The following is an 18,789-nucleotide window of genomic DNA, read 5'->3' as shown; positions in this document are numbered from 1 at the left end:
TATCTTGTCGCCTAATCTATTATGAGGCAACATCCCTTTTACCGAATGTATGAATACTTTATCTGGTGCTTTTGTCATTAACTTTGAGAACTCCTCTTTTTTCAAACCTCCTGGGTAGCCGGTGTAATGATAATAGGTTTTTAGCCTGCTTTTCTTTCCAGTCAGCATAACCTTATCACAGTTTATCACCACCACGTAATCGCCGCTATCCAGATGCGGTGTAAATTTAGGTTTGCCTTTTCCCAGAAGAATTTGAGCCACCTTAGAAGCCAGCCTTCCCAAAACCTTTCCCTGGGCATCCACCAGATACCATTTCTTCTCAATTTCATTCAGTTTGGGCGTATAAGTCTTCATCTAATCTCCTTTCTAATCCCGTCTTTCGAACTGTTTCTTGAATACGTTGCTTCAAGTCGTAACTTTTGAATATAAAAAAAGATATTGGTTTGTCAAGCACAAAAGATGTCCTGGGATAGCTAAACCGATGAAACCGCAGGGGTTCAAAATTTTGACCCCTACGCTTATTAGAACGCGTAGCAGAGGTTTTAGACCTCTGCTATCTACGAGAAGCAGAAACAAGTTTTTGCACTCCGGAAAACAACAAAATCCTTGACCGGAAAAGTGTGTGAATATATACTTGGATACGAGCATATAAGTCTATTTTTTAATCAGGGATAAATTCTCCTATGAATCAGGAAATCAGTAAAATCGAAAGAAAAAACGACACGCTTTTCTTCGGAATAAAAAAGAATATTTTCTTCCTGGGATTGGTAAGTTTCCTGACAGATATTTCTTCTGATATGGTTTATCCTCTGCTGCCGGTTTTTCTGACTGACGTTCTCGGTTCGAGCAAGGTATTTGTGGGGCTGATCGAGGGGATAGCGGAGAGCACTGCCAGCTTGCTTAAAATTTTCTCTGGCTGGTTCTCTGATAAGATCGGGAAAAGAAAGCCGGTAGTGATTTTAGGATATTCGCTTTCCTCGATAAGCAAACCGCTTTTGGCTTTGGTCACTTCTGCCTGGCAGGTTCTTTTCATAAGGTTCGCAGACCGCACCGGCAAAGGGATACGAACATCTCCCAGAGATGCCTTGATCGCGGAAACCTCTGACGGACAAAGAAGGGGAGCTTCCTTCGGCATTCATAGGGCAATGGACTCTGCAGGTGCGATTCTGGGTCCTCTTTTAGCCTTTGTACTTTTACCTCTTTTGAATAAAAATTACCGGCATCTCTTTTTGTTAGCTTCTATCCCGGCTTTTTTCTCAATCCTGGTCCTATTTGTCTGGGTAAAGGAAGCCAAGACCAGGAAGGAAAAAGTTCCTTTGGCTGAAAAAAAAGCAAGCTTCAAGTTTGACGCGAAATTCAAACTTTTTGTCCTGGTGGTGGCTCTCTTCACCCTGGGAAATTCGAGTGATGCTTTTCTATTCCTGAGGGCTAAAAGTCTGGGAGTGAACCTGGTCTTTATTCCTTTGCTCTGGGGACTTTTTAACCTGGTCTATACTCTTTCCTCCACGCCGGCTGGGATTTTATCAGACAAGATCGGCAGGAGGAAAATCATACTCTTCGGATTTCTTGTCTATGGGCTGTCTTACTTAGGTTTTGCCTTTGCTACAAAATCCCTGCACGTCTGGATACTTTTCGCAGTTTATGGAGCCTATTATGGCTTCACAGATGGGGCGCTTCGTGCTTCTGTGGCAGATCTGGTTAAAGAGGAGGATAAAAGAGGAACAGCTTACGGATTTTATCACGGAGCAGTAGGCTTCTGCGCCTTGCCAGCGAGCTTAATTCTGGGTTATCTCTGGCAGACTTTTGGAGCACATGTGGCTTTCTCCTTTGGTGCGGTTCTGGCTCTCCTGGCCGGAGTAATCTTTTATATCGGATTTTCCGAAAAAGATAAATGAGAAGATATTTAGTGGAGAACAGATCTTGGGTGAGAAAAGAGCACAGAGGCTCAGGGTTACCCTGTCACGCTTTAAGGGCGAGCCCACAATTGGCGGGTCGCCCCTACAGGGGCTTCTTGGAGTTGCCTCTGTTAAGGGTGGAAAGTTCTTTTTGATATTATCCTTCTTTTTTTTAATAAGCTGTGCAGCCTATCCCAGATATACTACTCATCCAGTTTCCCAACCCAGTTCTATATCAGAGAGTAAAATCGACAAGTTAAAAATGACCCGGATAATGGAATCTTATTTAGGAGAATCCCATTCTAAATTAGACTGCTCAGCCTTAGTGCATCAGATATATCTTAGATATTCCGGAATCAACCTTCCTCCCGAGACTAAAAAGCTTTTTCTTCTGGTCAAGAAGGTGGAAAAAGAAGAGCTTGCTTTCGGCGATCTGGTTTTTTTCACTGAGGATGGCTTATCCCCTTTTCACGTGGGAATCTACACCGGAAACAATCAATTCGTCCACTCATCCTCTTCCCAAGGGGTGACCATCTCTTCTTTAGACGAGAAATATTATGCCAGAAGGTTTTTAGGTGGAAGAAGGGTCATTCCCTGAAAAATGCTCAAAAGTTCAAAGGCTCAAATGCTCAAGAAAAGTGAGGGTTCAAAATTTTGAACCCCTACAAACTCGCTCTCTGTAGGTCTCCAGACCAACAGAGAAAATGGTTGTCTCTGAATTCAGCAGAATTTCAATTACAGGGCAGACATATAGAGTCTGTTGCTCAACTCATTGAAAGGTAATAGTGAGTCAGGAGTCGTTGACGTAGGGACAGCCCTTGTGGCTGTCCGCATTAGAGTTAGGACAGGGACAAGCCCTGTCCTTACATAAAATTTCTCCCAAAAAAGACTTCGGCAACAGTCTCCACAGGTCTGACCCTACAATCTCCTTTCCTTAAAAGGAGAGGGAAGCAAATCATCTTCCGGTTTTTGAATTACCAGAATAAAAAGAGGCGGGCTCTATTTTGAGAATATACTCATCCCCGGCTATCTTCAGAACAGTGGACTTAAATTCATTGCCTGACAGGCGTTCGATATCGTTAGCAGCCGATTTTCTCACCACGCAATAGGTAACCGGCTGCGATCTTAAGAAACCTCTCACCTTCTGCTCTGAATCTAAAAAAGGAATCGGGTGAGGGCTGAAAAAGGGAGCCCCGTTTATATCCACTGCAGCAACTTCTTTCCCGGTGTAATACTTCACCCCTCTGGCAAAAAATTTAGAACAGAGAACAGTTCCATTCAAATTCTGAATATCAGAAAGATACCGGCTGGCACGCTGCGAAGAAAGGTATGGTTCAAGATCACTGCTTATTGATACGGCTATAACCAGGAGCACAGCAGGCACTAAGGCTAAAAGATAAGTGCTCTTCAATAGTTTATTCTTAAAAATGAAATATAAGATCATTCCACCCAAAAGCGCAAAAGCTGCAATAGTAGCATAGACCGGAATTTTGGAGGAGATATAAGTCGAATATTGATCCCAGGCAATAATCAAACCCACTGGGATTGCCAGAAGGACAAGAGAACTTGCGAGCAAGGCTATCAGAAGTGCCCTATTTCGACTGTTCCTGGACATTGCCTCATACACGAAATCCCCTGCCAGAAGCGCCAGCGCAGGAAACATCGGGAAAATGTAGGAAACTAATTTCGAGTGAGCATACTGAAAAATAAGGAAAACCGCAACTATCCAGCAAGCTAAGAATATGTGGAAGGACCTGTCCTTCTTTAAAAGCCTCTGTGGAAGAAAAACCAGGGAAGCAAATGTAAACAGGCTCCAGGGGAAAGTGCAGAGGACTATAGTCAGAGGATAAAAATACCAGGTGTCATTCCTCGAATGTTCTGCCTCGAGTATCCTCCGGATATGATCATTATAGAAAAATTCATGAGTGAAGCTGTGACCGTATTTGGCGATCATAAAGGCATACCAGGGTATGGCTATCACACTGAAAATCAAAATCCCCCAGAAAGAAGACCGGCAGAAGATAAACTTCAGGTTTTTTTCGATTAATAAGAATGCGGCTACAGTCAAGAACGGCATCAACAGTCCCAAGGGTCCCTTGGTCAGAACGGCCAGGCCGGAAAATGCGAAAAATAAAAGTATCCCGGGAGTCTTCTTATTGTCGGAAGTATAACCCCAGTAAAAAGACACCAGCGACAGCAGGATGAAAATCGAGAAAATCATATCAGTATACACTGTCCTTGCCAACCCGATGTAAACCACGCCTGTCATCAGGACCAGTGCTGACAGAAAAGCCTTTTTTTCGTCCTTAAACCCATACCAGCCCAAAAAGTAAACTGATAGCACTCCTAAGATTCCAAAAACCGCCGGGAAAAATCTGACCCCGAAATTCGAAATCCCGAAGATCAAAAAGCTCAAACGCAAGAACCAGTACGTCAGTACCGGCTTCTCAAACTGCGGCTGGCCAAAAAGGTAGGGGGTCATCCAGGTATGCTGCTGAGCCATTTCTTTGGCTGACTGCACATAGAAAACCTCATCCGGATTGGTAAGGCTCAAAATCCCGTTGCCCAGGACCAAGAAAAAACAACCCAGGACGAGTAAAATCAATACTAACTTAAGATGGTTTATCTTGTGCTCCATTATTTTGCATCCTCAAAAGCTCGGTAATGGTTACAAATCTATACCCTTTCGCCCTTAATTTCTCCACCAGTTGCGGAATAGTCTTGACTGTCTCGCGCCTGTTTCCTCCTTCAGTTGAGAAGACCCCTCCTCCATCGTGAAATAGGATAATATCCCCGGGCCTGACATGATGAACCAAAAACTTTACGATATATTTATCATCAAAAGTTACCCAGTCCTTGGAATTTAAAGTCCACAGGACAACCTCATAACCCATTTCCTTGATTTTATCCTTTTCCTTATTGGTAATCCAGGCTTTTGGAGGTCTGAAGTAGCGGGTGGTTTGCCCGGTAACCTCTCTAATCACCCTCTCAGCATCCTTTATCTCTTTTTCCAGGGCTTCCATTCTATAATAGATGAGAACATGATGGTCGTAGGAATGATTCCCGATCTCATGACCTTCTTCAGCCACCCTCTTAGCTATCTGAGGATATTTTTCCACATATTCGCCAATCATGAAGAAGGTTGCTTTCACATCGGCTTTTTTCAGCGCATCCAGAATCTGGGGAGTCCAGACTGGAGAGGGCCCGTCATCGAAGGTCAATGCTACTACTTTTTCCAGGACTTCAACCTTGTAGATCGTGCCTTTCCTTACAATGACTGCCTGGTCGAAAAAGACGGAAAATGCCGCTACCCCCAAACCCACCACTATGAGCACTATTGCTGAGATGGTGATCAGCTTCTTCCAGTTTTTTCTCTTGGTCATACTGATGCAACCTTACGACGGCTCAGTAAAAGTCATAATTTATCAAGAACCTTCGATGTACAACTCAATCAAAGAAGTCCATGGGTCACTTTTAGTAGTATATACGGTTAAAAAAGAATAGGCAAGAAAAAACGGTGGCGTCTTAATTTCCTTTAATAGGAGAATGTCTTGAAACTTGTAATGATTGAATGGTTAGATTCCCATTCTGGGTCTGGGTGGTAGTCAATTGAACAAATTAAAAATGCCTATGAACCACTTTATTGCAGACAAAAATTTACCTCTCTTCAGAATTTTGTCGGGCAGTCTATGACAGCCCGACCTACGACTACTGTAGCGTTGCCACTCCAGTGGCAACGGATGGAAAACTACAAACCTTAGAGCAAAAAAGAACGTCCTCACTGGAGTGAGGACGCTACAGAATTAAAGCTTTAAGAGTTCAGCAGGTGCATCCATTAGCTGTACTTTTAAGGATTTTTATTTAATTATATGTCCTATCCTATTCCATCTGACCCTTTGCGGGAAATGGATAACATTGTAGGCGATATTTTTCGGAATAGAGAGTAAATCATCCCTCCTTACCTCAGGAGCGTTCAGATCCGGTTCCCAGGAGTAGTGGATGATCATCGCTTGGCCTAATACCAGCCTGCGATCCAGTGGGCCCCAGAATCTGCTGTCGTAACTATTATCCCGGTTATCTCCCATCATAAAGATATTCCCCTGGGGGACAACATAAGGGCCAAAATTATCCCGGTTACCCATCCCCTGAGGTAAGACAGTCTTATCAGTGAATTTAGACTCCGGAGGATTGGGAAATATCCTGCTGTTAACATAAAGTACCTTGTCCTTGATCAAAATCGTGTCTCCAGCCACAGCTACACATCTTTTAATGTAATTCACCTTCTGGTCTTGTGGATATTTGAAGATGACTATATCCCCGGCTTTAGGCTCCCGCAGGGCTGGAAGATGAATATTGGTAAAAGGTATGGGAAGTTTTGAACCGTAAATGAATTTATTAGCCAGGAGAAAATCCCCGATCAACAGAGTATCCTCCATTGAGCCAGAGGGTATCTTGTAAGCCTCCACCACAGAAGTCTTGATCATCAGGGCTAAAATAAGGGCTATGGCAAATGATTCGACATATTCCCTCAGGATAGATTTTTTCTTTTTCGGTTTTTCTTTCTTAGAAAAGAGTTTCATTTTTCCTCCTGTAATCAGTATCTTTTTTAATTATACGCATTTCCAGAGGATAAGTTTAAAAATATATCCTTACCCCTTCTGCTCCTCGACTTTTCCCTCATCCGCCTTTTCTGCCACTATCTCTTCTTGTTTCTGAATTTCGACCCATTCCAGGAAATGCTCTCTTTCCATCTCTTTCTCGGAGATTCTGCCAGTAAGCCAACTGCGGTTCATCGGAAATTTTTCCGGGTTCAGATGGGCATTGTAGAAATGCCAGATGATGATGGCTGAAGTGGCTAACAGGGCTTCGTCCGAATGGGCTTCTTTGGCGATATCGGCTACGAATTTTGGAAAAATCCTAAGAGCAGTACCTAAAAACCAGAGGATTAGCCCGGATAGCACCATAACCACCATACCCCAGTAAACTGCCCAGTAATCGAACTTCTCAATGTAGGTAAATTTCCCGAACTTGGCCTTTTCCCTTTTCCTGCCCAGTAAATAATTGAGCGTGATCCAGAGGTCTTTAACATCCTTGGGCCTGGGAAGGAGTTCCCTGAAGATTTCCCTTCCCTCCCGGCTGAAAGCCAGGAACAGAAGATGGTATAAGGCAATCCCGATAAGACCAGCTGCTCCGACCCGATGTAAAATCCTGCTCACCTGCAGCCCGCCAATTGCGGAGAAGAAAAACTTAGCCCAGGCTAATTCGTGGAACTTAATCGGTAAACCGGTGATGATCAGAATCAAAGTAGAAACCATCAGGATGATATGCTGAATTCTAATATCCAGGCTCAGCCGAGGATACATCACTTCTTCTTTCTTCTTCTCTTCAAGAGGTGGAATCTCGACTTTTTCTTCTCTCAGCTCCGCATATCTATCCTTAAGCTCCTTTTGAAGTTCTTCTCTGGCTCTTTCCTTAACTAACTTTTTTATCTCCTCCTTAAGATGTGGAGTAAGAGAAAGGTCTTTGGTCAGATCGTCCCAGATCTCCTGCTCTATCTCTCCCTGAAGTTTATCCAGGCTTACTTTTGGTTCAAGTTCTTTTTTCTTCTTGCTGAAAAACATTTCCAACTTAGTCTAACCTCTTTTATTACTCTTCACCTTTTCTTTTAACTATTAACTTCTTCCTTAAATCCAGAATAATGTAAATTATTAAAGCCAACATCACTGATAGGGTCAGGTATTTAAAGAACTGGCTTACATAATAGATTATCCCAGCCTCTTTTTTAGCGGGATTTATATGAATCTTCCCTTTGGCGAAATTTTCACTTGCTCCCGGATGGCATTTGCCGCAGGTTTTGGGGATATTATCGACATAGATGGAGGAACGGGGATCATCCGATTTGAAGATGGCATGCACCTCATGGCAGCTGGAGCAATTGGCGACTGTTTTGGCTCCGAATTTAATCGCCACTCCATGAAAGCTTTCCCTGTAGGTCTCCACCGGCTCAACCGGGATGTCATATTTTTTGATCAATTCCATATTAGCATGACATCTGGCGCAGGTGACAGAGACCTGAGTTAAAAACACCTTGGATTTAGGATCAATATGTTCCTTTATATTATGCTCCCCATGACAATCAGCGCAGGATGGGGCTGCCAGAATATGTTTACTCCTGAGCGCCTCACCATGCACGCTTATTTTATATACACTATAAATATTAACATGACAGGCCCCACAGGTCTGAGGAATATGCTCCTTATTGGTTCGAGACAAGGTATCAGCTTTGTCGAAGATATAATGAGAGCCGTGACAGTCCTGGCACATAGGAGCTTTGACATCCCCTAAGGCGGTGGCTCTTCCATGCACGCTTTCACCATATTCTTTATATTTAATTAAATCAGGGGCCCCGGCTAAGTTCCCTTTATAATGACATCTCTGGCAATTAACTTTCCGTAGATTTTTACAGGGGAAATTGGTAGCATCTATATGGCAATAAACACAGGCTTGTTTCTTATGCACTGATGTATAAAAAAGGTCAAAATCGACATATTCTGAGATAACCCTTCCATCTGTTAGAACTTTCTTTAAATTGGGATTAGAATGGCAATGCCTGCATTCCTGGTTAGAGGGAAGCTCTTGAGTCAGCCCGTGAACCGATAAAGAGATTAAAAAAAAACAAAGGTATATTATAATTCTAATTTTTTTCATCAGCTACGCCTTGATATTTACGCTCATATTCCAAGGGGTGCTCGACTTTAAGCTCCTCTAAAGAAACTTTGCCATCAATCCATATACGGGACATCGGAAATCTCTTGGGATTCAAATGAACGATATACAGGTGCCAGAGTAATATGACCACTGCGATTATCACCCCTTGATAGCTATGCATTACTCTGGTTATGTCTATCGCCCATTTGGGAAGCACCAGCATCGCCTGGGTCTGATACCAGAGCACCAGCCCGGTTATTATCATCAGAAAGGAGCCAGCTACTACTGCCCAGTACTGAAATTTATCCTGCGGAGCATATTTATCGATCTTGGGATGTTCAGAGGAAAGGCCTAAAGTAAATGCGACGTTTTGAAAAGCATCTTTAAAATCCTTAAACTTTGGAAGCATTAGTAAAAATTCTTCATGCGCATAACGGGTAAAGATGATATAGAAAAAGTGATAAATTGCTACAAAGATTAAAAGGACTGCGGCAAAACGATGAAAGATACCCCTGGCGATCACCCCTCCTTCCAAATTGATCACCAGCTTGCCGAGCCAGGAATCATGAAATTTCAAAGCCAGGCCCGTGATAATGAGGATTATGAAGCTGATCAGCAGAAGAAAGTGCTGAACCCTCTGGCTACGGGTAAACCTTTGGACCATCATTTTCTCTTCCATATTCTTTCTCTTTTTACTGTTCTTCGGGCGACCCTTTTTACGTTCTGTTGAAAAAATTCGTAATCCTGTCATTGCGAGTCCCCGTAGGGGACGAAGCAATCCACTTCACATATATCAAAGGTCTAACGATTGCTTCGTCGTCCATTGGACTCCTCGCAATGACATCAGAAGGCCTTTTTAACATATCCTTTCAGGGTCGCATTGTCAAAATGATTCAATTTAAAACCCCTTTATTCTTCGCCTTCTCCTTCCTAAAACGTCCAGAATGATATATATGGCAAAAAGAACTCCTAAAATTCCTATGAACCAGGTATAAAACGTTCTCACGATATAAACCCCTAAGGATGATTCCTTAGTAGCTTCGACATGAACCTTCCCCCTGGCAAAATTCTCTGAAGCCCCTTTGTGACATTTTCCGCAAGTCTGGGGTATGTTTTTAGGATTTATTGATGACCTGGGGTCAGAGGAGGGCAATATATCGTGATATCCATGGCAACTGGCGCAATCTGCAACCACCATCTCTCCATACTTGTGAGCAATCCCGTGAAAGCTATTCATGTAGGTATCATAGGCAACTGGCAAGAGCCCATATTTTTTAACGATTCTTTCCTCGGAATGACAGGCGCTGCAGGTCTTGGGGATATTTTTAGGACTGACTCTACCAGAGGGATCTCTGACCGCGGTTATACCATGCTCGCCGTGACAATCAGTGCAGGTTGGCGAATCTAAGATTCCTTTAGCTAAAGTTACACCGTGTATACTCCTTTGATATACCTCATCTATTCCCGGATGGCATTTAGCGCAGGTATGAGCTATATTGACTTTGTTCACTGGCGATTTGGGGTCGTCTGCCGGTCTCATCTCGTGAGCTCCATGACATTCGGTACAGGCTGGTGCAACTAAAAGACCACGTGCTCCAACTGCCATTCCGTGAACGCTTTTCTCAAAGGCTTTAAAAACAACCGGCTGAGGTAGTTGTTCGTATTTTGCCATAATCTTCTCATCCTCGTGACACTTGACGCAGCCCTTAATTATATTGTTATGAAAGATTGGAGATTCAGGATTCTTTCCAGCTAAAATCCCATGAGCACCATGACAGCTCACACAGGAGGGCACATCTGGGTTTTTCTTCTGGAATTCTTTCCCATGCATCCCTTGAAAAAAATCCTCAGTTTCCTTGGAATGACACTCCCGACAGCCGGAGATCTCCTGGGTCAGGCGAGCGAATTTATCCTCCTGTTCTCCTGCTTTTATTTTGTGTTCAGAATGACAGTTTCTACAATTGGGCAGCTCTCTTAATTTAGCCTTAGCATGAATGCTTTTATTTAATTCGGTAAAGATTTTATTATGACAGGTGCCGCAGACTTTTACCGGCTCCGGCAGGGTAGCCCGATGTGAATCATGGCATTGATAGCAAAGAACCTTCCCTTTAGCCCCACCAGGGAACTCAACTGAGCTATGCTGGTAGGTGGAAAAGTAAACGTTTTCCCTGTCCTTATGGCATTTAAGACATAATTCAGCCCGGTTATTCTTGTTTGTGACGGAATTAGGGTCCTGGGTTGATTTAATGTCATGTCCACCGTGACAGGACCAGCACCCGTCCTTAATAAGATTGTGCATTCCTTTGGAGACTATCTCTTTTGTATCCGAGTGACAGCTTCCGCAATCCGGCGCAGCTAATTTCTCAGCGTGGGGTAAGTCCGTAATGCCTTGATGGCAGTTCGTACACTCTAATTCACCGTGAATTGAATTTTTGAATGAAGACTCATCCACATAAAGGGAAATAGTCCTCCCTTTTTCGGTTTTGCTCAGTGTTTTATCCCCGTGACAGTTCAGGCAGTCGGCGTTGGAGAATTGCCCCCAGCTTCTTGCCGATCCCAGTAAGAACAAGACCGTGGTCAATAAAGACAAGTTAAGAGCTTTTTTGATTTTTGACATCAAGTGTCCCTGCCCAAACGAAATTTATCCTTGTTTTTCAGCCTTTCGTACTCAGCCCCGTGTTTTTCCTCTAACTCCTTTTCCGAGATCCTGCCGGTCATCATGCCCAGGTTCACCGGATAGCTTTCCGGCTCAAAGATCATAAAGAACATATGCCAGACTATAATCGCTACAGAGGCTAAGATCGCCTCATAGAGATGAATAGCTCTGAAAACATTCAAAAGCCACAGGGGCATAAACTTCAAGAAGAAGTTCTCAAACCACATCGGGAACCCGGTTACAGTCATCACAATAGCACCCCAGATCAATGCCCAGTACTCAGCTTTCTCCATATAAGCATATCGGTCAAACTTAGGAATATCCTTGGTCAGGCCTAAATAGTAATTTATATTCTGAATTACAAGGAGTATGTCTTTGGGGCCAAAAAATATTGCCCGGAGCTGTGCTCTGCCCCTTGGGGTGAAAATGATATAGTAGAGGTTATACACACACACCAGAATGAAGATCACCGCAGCTATTCTGTGGATATCACTCCTCAGATGTGCACCCGCTTCAGTTTTTACCATCCATTTAGCCCACCAGGCATTCGGAAACTTCAAAGCGAATCCGCTTATGGCTAAAGTAGTGAAGGTTAAAAAAAGCAAAAGGTGCTGGATTATCTCGCTTTGATTGAAGCGGATTACGGTTGCCTCTTTCGCCTCTTTATATTTTTCCCTGACCCTTTTCCATATTATCAAAGAATTGTGCAAAAGCATCCCCCCGATGACCACGACTATCAAAACGATATAAATCCTTCTGACTATATAGACCCCGACCTCCTTTTTCGTAGTAATGGCTGAATGGATTTTACCTTTGGCGAAATTTTCTCCGGCATTAGGATGACAATTCCCGCAGGTCCTGGGAAGGTTAGCGATGTTAATAGAGGATTTAGGGTCGGTTGAGGGCCTGACATCATGATAGCCATGACAACTGGCACAATTAGCCACCCCTTTCCAACCCGCACGACTATCCACTCCATGGTAGCTGTCTAAATATTTAGTCATTCTTTGAGTGACGAATCCGTATCTATCAGTAATCTTTTCTGCTGAATGACACCAGGGACAGGTGGTCCTGGAGATATTGGCTGGATAGACCGTAGAGGTATTAACCCAGGGTGGCTGGATAGAATGTTCGCTATGGCAATCGGTGCAGACCGGAGCTTTAGAATTGCCCGCCAGCGCGGCTTTACCGTGTACTGATTCTTTAAAGACCTGATAATCTCCATAATGACATTCTCCGCAGGTTGAAGGGACATTATGGCGATAAATCAGAGAAGAAGTATCAGTTGGCTCTTTAAGCGCATGACTTTCGTGACAATCAGTGCAGATCGCTGCATTGATCAACCCTTTTTCCTCGATCGCCTTTCCATGTATGCTCTCGCGATAAAGCTTGTAAGGCTCTGAAACCTGCAAATTGTATTTTTTTGCCATTCCAGGGCTTTTGTGGCAATTATCGCACATCTTGGGAATATTCAGGCGGTAAGTAAGAGACTTGGGGTCGTCCTTGCTCCTGATATCGTGCGAGCCGTGGCAGTCCTGACACCAGGGCGCATCCTTTATCCCCTGAATATATTTTCTCCCGTGAAAACTTTCGCGGTATTCTAAAAGCGTAGCCTTATGACATCTGCCGCACTGAACTATACCCGGTTTGACCATATGGACTTCATCTTTGACCTCAGTATGGCAGTCGATGCAGGTTAAATCTTTATGGATTAAGCTTTTGATTATGGAAGGGTCAATATATAAGGAGACTTTTCTGCCATATTCATCTGTCATCAGTAAATCTTTAGCCCCGTGACAGGAAAGGCACCTTATCTCTTTTGCCTGTGAACAGAGAGGTAAAAACAGCGAGATTAAGCCCCAGAGAAAAACGACCTTATATTTTGTTAAACAGCTTTCCTTCACCAGGTATCACCTATGTGAATAATTTCACTATCTATATTTTCAAAGATATTTATTCTTACCTTATTTGTCAAGATATTTTGTCAAGCATTTTATAACTTAAGCAAGTTCCGTCATTATAGAACCTGAGCATAAAGCTTTCCCCTTCGTCTGCCAAATCACTTACGCCACTAAAGTGGCACTTTTATTCATGTTATCCTTTTTTCCACCTCAAAATATCATTATAGCTCACATAGATAATCAAAATCAGGAGAAAAGCCAGTCCGATCTGCTGGATGATCGCTCTTTGCTTAAGCGAAAGAGGTTTCCCCCTTAACTTTTCCAGACCTAAGAAGAGGATATGACCACCGTCCAGCACAGGTATCGGGAGTATGTTTATGATCGAGAGGTTGACTGAAAGTAAAGCTATAAAGGAGAAAAAGTTTGCCAAACCTAATTTCGCAGTCTCCCCGGCTGTGCGGGCAATGAAGATCGGTCCTCCGACCATCTTTAGAGAAGCCGCTCCGGTGAAAAGCCCTACCAGAAATTCTACAGTTTTCACGACGAGGAAAACGGTCCACCCTACCCCCGCAAAAAATGATTGAAAAAGCTTTTTTGGAGGGGTGCGTTCAGGACCGATCCCGATCATTCCAATCTCTATAGTCTTTCCTTCTTCATTTTGCACTTGCTCCTTTACGGTTGTGATCTTAGCCTCAAAAATTTCGTTCCCCCTCCTCCATTTTATAGTAACGGGCTTTCTTACCACTTTATAAATAATCTGAGCCATTTCATCAAAACTTCTAACTTCGGTCCCATTCACCAAAATGATCTGGTCTCCACTTTTGAGTCCGGCTTTTTCTGCCGGGGTATCTTTGCCCACCCGACCAACAGTTGTTTTCTCATAACGATCTATGCCGTTAAAGAAGAATATTCCCCAGGAGATAAGGATAGCCAAGAGAAAATTCATCACAGGTCCCGCAACGATTATTAACCCTCTCTGCCAAACTGGCTTGCCTAAAAATTCAAAAGGCTCCCACTTCTCTTTTTCTTCATCCGGATTTTCTCCAGCCATCTTCACGTATCCGCCCAGAGGAATCCAGGAAATACAGTATTCAGTATCCCCGATCTTCTTGCCTATCATCTTAGGAGGAAAACCTAACGAAAACCTTTCTACCTTTACCCCGGCCTTTTTTGCTACCAGGAAATGGCCAAATTCATGCACGAAAACCAAAATCCCCAGAGCTGCTATGAAGGATATGACATCTATCATGTTTGAGTCCACCTTAAGTTTTATCGGTTATTCTCTCGCTGAATAAACTTCCTGCTCTCTTCTCTTGCCCATCTGTCTGCTTCTAAGATCTTCTCCAGGGTCGGATTATTTTTTACTTTATGTGCGGATAAAACCTTTCTTACCAGCATAGGTATCTTATCAAAGGAAAGCTTTCTGAGTAAAAAGGATTCAACCGCCACTTCATTTGCCGCATTCAGTACGCTGGGGGCAGTGCCGCCAAGCTCCAAAGCGAAATAACAGAACTTTAGTGCCGGAAATCTTCCCAGGTCCGGCTCTAAAAAAATGAGATTTTTTATCCGGGTGAGATTTAGAAAGTTATCATTGGTCTCGATTCTTTCGGGATAAAGCAGAGCATATTGCAAAGGCATCTTCATATCCGGTCTGCTCATCTGTGCTATCAGGGTGCCATCTACGAACTCTACCATAGAATGAACCACTGACTGGGGGTGAATTATCACCTTTATCTGTGAGGCTGGTATCCCGAAAAGCCAGTGAGCTTCGATCACCTCTAACCCTTTATTCATCAAGGTAGCTGAATCTATGGTGATCTTCTTCCCCATTTGCCAGGTAGGATGGGAGAGGGCCTGGCTGATGGTTACCCGGGATAGATCCTTCTTTTTATTTAGATAGAAAGGCCCTCCTGAAGCTGTCAATATCAATCTCTTAACCTCGTTTTTTTCCCCGGCCAGCAGGCATTGTTTAATGGCAGAATGTTCGCTGTCAACCGGGAGAATCTCTGAGCCTTTTTTCTTAGCCAGGTCAGTCAGAAGCTCCCCTGCCATAACTAAGGATTCCTTATTGGCTAAAGCCAAAGTCTTCCCTGCTTGAAGGGTAGCAAAACTGGGTAAAAGACCGGCAGAGCCGACTATGGCATTGATGACGATATCAACCTCAGGTGAAAATACCATCTGGTTGATACTATCAGCCCCGTATTCTATTTTAATTTTATTATCTCTGAACCCACGCTTGACTTTCTCGAAGCTTTCTGTTTGAGTCAATACAGCCATTTTAGGCTTGTATTCTCTAATCTGGCACTTAAACAGTTCAAAATTCCTGTGTGCGGAAAGCCCGAATATCTCGAACCTATCCTCGAAGCTCTTCAGAACCTGAAGAGCGCTTCTGCCGATCGACCCGGTGGAACCAAGAATAACAACTCTTTTCTTTTCTTTGCTTTTTCCCATATCACCCTTAAAGGATTTTGTCTGAGTTAGAATATATATTTACTCTGTTTTTAAATCAAGGGATTTATTAAAGATAAATGTAGTGGCAATTCATGTCCATTTGGATCCATCTGGAAATTCCCTCGACAAAATCCAGCTTTAGAGAATTCAGCTTGAAATTCCTGCCCCGCAAGGGTTTGTTCTGGTAACGGAGCGACGTAGTAGTAGGTAGGTCAACCATACCTGAAAGGTTGGTTGACAATTTATTTTTTGTCTGGTTACATCTGGAGCATCCTTGCGACGGGTGGCACCCTCAAACTCGTTTGAGGGTGATTACAATCCTGATGTGCCCGTCGGGACCTTGACCTGACAAAACGGTAGACCCAGAGCCTGCCCGCAGGGTTGCCCTCAACCTGGGTCTAATCGCAAGCCCACCTTGAAGGCAAGGTGGGCTACCAAGTTATATGTAAATAAAAAAGACCGTCCGTAGGACGGTCTTTTTTTAACCTAACTAAGTCCCCTCTACCTCACCAGCAGCATCTTTTTGGTAGCACTGAATTCTTTAGCACTCAATTTGTAGAAGTAGATCCCACTGGATACATCATAACCTTTGTCATCTTTACCGTTCCAGGTAGAGGTATAATTGCCAGCCTCTATCTCCTCGTTCAACAGGGTCTTGACCTTCTGGCCAAGGATATTATAGACCGAGATCTCCACTTTCGTTCTCTTGGGTACGGAGAATCTGATCTGGGTAACTGGGTTGAACGGGTTAGGATAGTTCTGGGACAGGGCAAATACCTTAGGCACAGAACCATCCTGATCATGTACTGAGGTTACATTAATCGGAAGCTCAACCGAAGGACCACCCGCGTTCCCGGAGAAGTCAATGGCAGTCAGTTTATAGTAATAGGATCCGTTCACCAGATTAGTGTCAACAAATTCAGTCCCAGAAGAATTTCCGATTCGGTTAGAAGGAGATGGCGTGAAGCCTGAGCTGGTGCTGCGGTAAATGGAGAAATAGTTCACGTCCGGATCAGGAGACTGATCCCATCTCAACTGCACGTTATGTCCCTGAATCAGAGCTGCAAGACCGGTAGGTACTGCAGGAACTAAATTATCCAGAGAATATCCGCTGTCCGGTAAGGATTCATAGAAAATCCCCGGATCTGAAGTGTGCCCGGAGACATAGAAAACCGACCAGCGCATCCCGGAGACGACAGTAGAATCAAACAGAGTCGGTGCCACATACCCGTAACGATCATGATGCTGGACAGGTACTGAGTTTATGAAAGTCCAGACCGTTCCTGCAACCGAAACCTTTGCTCCAGGTTTTAGATTCGGATATAATGACAGCATATCCTTGAATGAATTTACCGTTCCAGCCAGAACCTTAGGAGCAGAAGTATCGTCTCTTCTCCAGATACCATAATTTATGACTGGATGGTTTATGTCATCCTCACCGGCGAACATATTCCACAAAATGCTCACCTGTTTCCCCTGATCATTAGGTATATCCGATATCTCCACGATACTTCCCGCATGTGCCTGGGCTGCAACTCTCTTAATAGAATCCCACAAAAGCTTCTGCGCATAAGCGGGATTGTGCATGCCCATACTACCATCGTTCAGCACAAAGTAGTAGTTGTATGCTCCACCCTTCTCTGTGATAGTCAAAAGCGGATCCAGATGGTTTCTAACTACTCCCTGGTTCTTGGGCAGAAGTGCTCCCAGGGAATCCAGAACCGCCTCTATTTGCGCCTGAGCCGTTCTCACGAATACTAAGCTTACACTTCCATGACAGGTTTGACAGCCGGCATCGTTCAGGATATCGTCAGTAGAATCATCCGGAGTGCCATTATCGGAAAAGACCGCAAAAGTATGTTCTCCTACCTTGGTGATCTTATCCGCAGGCGATGTAGCCATATGGCAGGTAACGCACTTTTCGGTGGCATAGGTATGGGCTCCATCAGGATATAACTCGTTAGGGTACTCATACCCGCTTATCCCTTCAAGCATTTCAGACTGGTGCGAGTGATGGAACCCGCGGCTGCTGAGCCTGACTGTGTGACAGTCATAGCACACACCGTACACTTCCGCTCTTCTGACCTGGCTGGGATTCTCTGCGCTATGCGGGTCATGACAGGCTGCACAGGTGATTCCCTCTACGAATTTATAGGGGGCTGCTGAAGTTTGTCCGCCAATCGTCTCGGCGAGATACCCTTGAGCCGTGTGACATCTGGCGCAGGAAGTGCGGTTCATATGCTCAGGATCAGAATCTTCCCCGTATGCAATCGCATGTCTGGAGTATTTCCATTGATATGGCTTTCTATGATTCGTACCTCTATCATGACAAACTGCACAAACGCCAGTGCTGAGGCTGACTCCGATTCGGTTGTATCTATTCTCGCCTCCGTGCCTGCTTCCCGGTCCATGGCAGTTCTCGCACTGGATATTGCCTAAGTTGGCTAAGTCCGGATAATGAACTACCATCGAGTCCCAGTTGCCTGGCTGGGTCGTATCAGGAAAAGTCCAGCTTAATAAAGCAGCTACATCATCGAAACCGTAATTATTGGCTGCAGGATCAGTGTCATAGCCGACTGTATGACAGCTTATACAGTTAGGACCATAGTGGTCACTGGCTATCCCATCTATACCCTCTGTGAACAGTTTGGCATGTCCTGTCCCCTGCCATTCTGCAACTTTGGCGTTATGACAGAAAAATCCGCACTGGGGCCAGTGTGGTGTCATTCCCCCTTCGACTCCGGTCCCTACCCAGGTTCCCGCGCTGATATACATTGTGTCCGGGTTACTGGTCCCGCCTGCTCCAGTTATAACCACGGTAGCTATGTAAGTTCCTTCAATATCCGGAACCATAGTGGGATTCTTGATCGAAGTATTACTTAAAACTGTAGACGACCCGATTGGCCGGGTAAGAACCCAAGAATAGGTATAGGTATTGGTATCGAATGCTACATTAACTGTGAAATAGACTTTGCTGCCTACTCCCACGTTAGGTAACGCGGTAGAGGTCCTGTGCAGAGTGGTATCTTGGGTAAGGTCTCTGGGCGAATACCCTATTAACCTTATCTTAGCCACTGGAACTGCTGCCAAGGAAAACTGGAAACTCAGTAGCAGTAATATGCCAGTAACCATCAAAATTAATCTCTTGTTCATTCTTCTTCCTCCCAAAAAATGAATG

General features: G+C 44.1%; 14 protein-coding genes. 2 read left to right on the top strand and 12 right to left on the bottom strand.

Annotation, left to right across the window (positions count from 1 at the left end; translation table 11 throughout):
- On the bottom strand, window positions 1–354 hold a 354-nt coding region (rplM, locus tag MUP17_07670), incomplete at its 3' end, for a 50S ribosomal protein L13 (protein ID MCJ7458854.1).
- A gap of 329 nt (window positions 355–683) precedes the next feature.
- Here rplM and MUP17_07665 point away from each other — a divergent pair.
- Both MUP17_07665 and MUP17_07660 read left to right on the top strand, forming a co-directional pair.
- Window positions 684–1,895: an MFS transporter gene (locus tag MUP17_07665; GenBank protein ID MCJ7458853.1), complete on the top strand. Its 1,212-nt coding sequence runs from the start codon at window positions 684–686 to the stop codon at window positions 1,893–1,895.
- Window positions 1,896–1,920: 25 nt separating this feature from the next.
- Window positions 1,921–2,493, top strand: a complete 573-nt coding sequence (locus MUP17_07660) for an NlpC/P60 family protein (GenBank protein MCJ7458852.1) — start codon at window positions 1,921–1,923, stop codon at window positions 2,491–2,493.
- A 357-nt stretch (window positions 2,494–2,850) separates the two neighbouring features.
- Here the strand turns inward: MUP17_07660 and MUP17_07655 are convergent, their stop codons facing one another.
- The 11 genes from MUP17_07655 to MUP17_07605 form a co-directional block, all read right to left on the bottom strand.
- Entirely contained in the window at window positions 2,851–4,533 is a 1,683-nt protein-coding gene (locus tag MUP17_07655) for a glycosyltransferase family 39 protein (protein MCJ7458851.1), read from the bottom strand.
- The gene (locus MUP17_07650; GenBank protein ID MCJ7458850.1) at window positions 4,508–5,278 is read right to left on the bottom strand and encodes a polysaccharide deacetylase family protein; all 771 of its coding nucleotides are present in this window, start codon (window positions 5,276–5,278) and stop codon (window positions 4,508–4,510) included. Before MUP17_07650 ends, MUP17_07655 begins: the two co-directional genes overlap by 26 nt.
- Window positions 5,279–5,752: 474 nt before the next feature.
- A complete protein-coding gene (gene lepB, locus MUP17_07645; GenBank protein ID MCJ7458849.1) occupies window positions 5,753–6,475 on the bottom strand; it encodes a signal peptidase I in 723 nt (240 codons plus the stop codon).
- Window positions 6,476–6,544: 69 nt separating this feature from the next.
- Window positions 6,545–7,516, bottom strand: a complete 972-nt coding sequence (locus MUP17_07640) for a cytochrome b/b6 domain-containing protein (protein ID MCJ7458848.1) — start codon at window positions 7,514–7,516, stop codon at window positions 6,545–6,547.
- Window positions 7,517–7,541: 25 nt separating this feature from the next.
- The gene (locus MUP17_07635; protein ID MCJ7458847.1) at window positions 7,542–8,603 is read right to left on the bottom strand and encodes a cytochrome c3 family protein; all 1,062 of its coding nucleotides are present in this window, start codon (window positions 8,601–8,603) and stop codon (window positions 7,542–7,544) included.
- Window positions 8,590–9,282 carry a cytochrome b/b6 domain-containing protein gene (locus MUP17_07630; protein ID MCJ7458846.1) on the bottom strand — a complete coding sequence of 231 codons (693 nt, stop codon included), beginning with the start codon at window positions 9,280–9,282 and terminating at the stop codon, window positions 8,590–8,592. Before MUP17_07630 ends, MUP17_07635 begins: the two co-directional genes overlap by 14 nt.
- A 219-nt stretch (window positions 9,283–9,501) precedes the next feature.
- Entirely contained in the window at window positions 9,502–11,220 is a 1,719-nt protein-coding gene (locus tag MUP17_07625) for a cytochrome c3 family protein (protein MCJ7458845.1), read from the bottom strand.
- Entirely contained in the window at window positions 11,220–13,163 is a 1,944-nt protein-coding gene (locus MUP17_07620; protein MCJ7458844.1) for a cytochrome b/b6 domain-containing protein, read from the bottom strand. Before MUP17_07620 ends, MUP17_07625 begins: the two co-directional genes overlap by 1 nt.
- Window positions 13,164–13,353: 190 nt before the next feature.
- Window positions 13,354–14,409 carry an RIP metalloprotease RseP gene (gene rseP / locus MUP17_07615; protein MCJ7458843.1) on the bottom strand — a complete coding sequence of 352 codons (1,056 nt, stop codon included), beginning with the start codon at window positions 14,407–14,409 and terminating at the stop codon, window positions 13,354–13,356.
- Window positions 14,410–14,429: 20 nt separating this feature from the next.
- Entirely contained in the window at window positions 14,430–15,611 is a 1,182-nt protein-coding gene (locus tag MUP17_07610) for a 1-deoxy-D-xylulose-5-phosphate reductoisomerase (GenBank protein MCJ7458842.1), read from the bottom strand.
- A gap of 501 nt (window positions 15,612–16,112) precedes the next feature.
- A complete protein-coding gene (locus tag MUP17_07605; protein ID MCJ7458841.1) occupies window positions 16,113–18,764 on the bottom strand; it encodes a T9SS type A sorting domain-containing protein in 2,652 nt (883 codons plus the stop codon).
- Window positions 18,765–18,789: the final 25 nt, after the last annotated feature.

The organism is Candidatus Zixiibacteriota bacterium (assembly GCA_022865345.1).
GTDB lineage: Bacteria > Zixibacteria > MSB-5A5 > MSB-5A5 > RBG-16-43-9 > RBG-16-43-9.
This window is presented reverse-complemented; position numbering and strand designations above follow the sequence as displayed.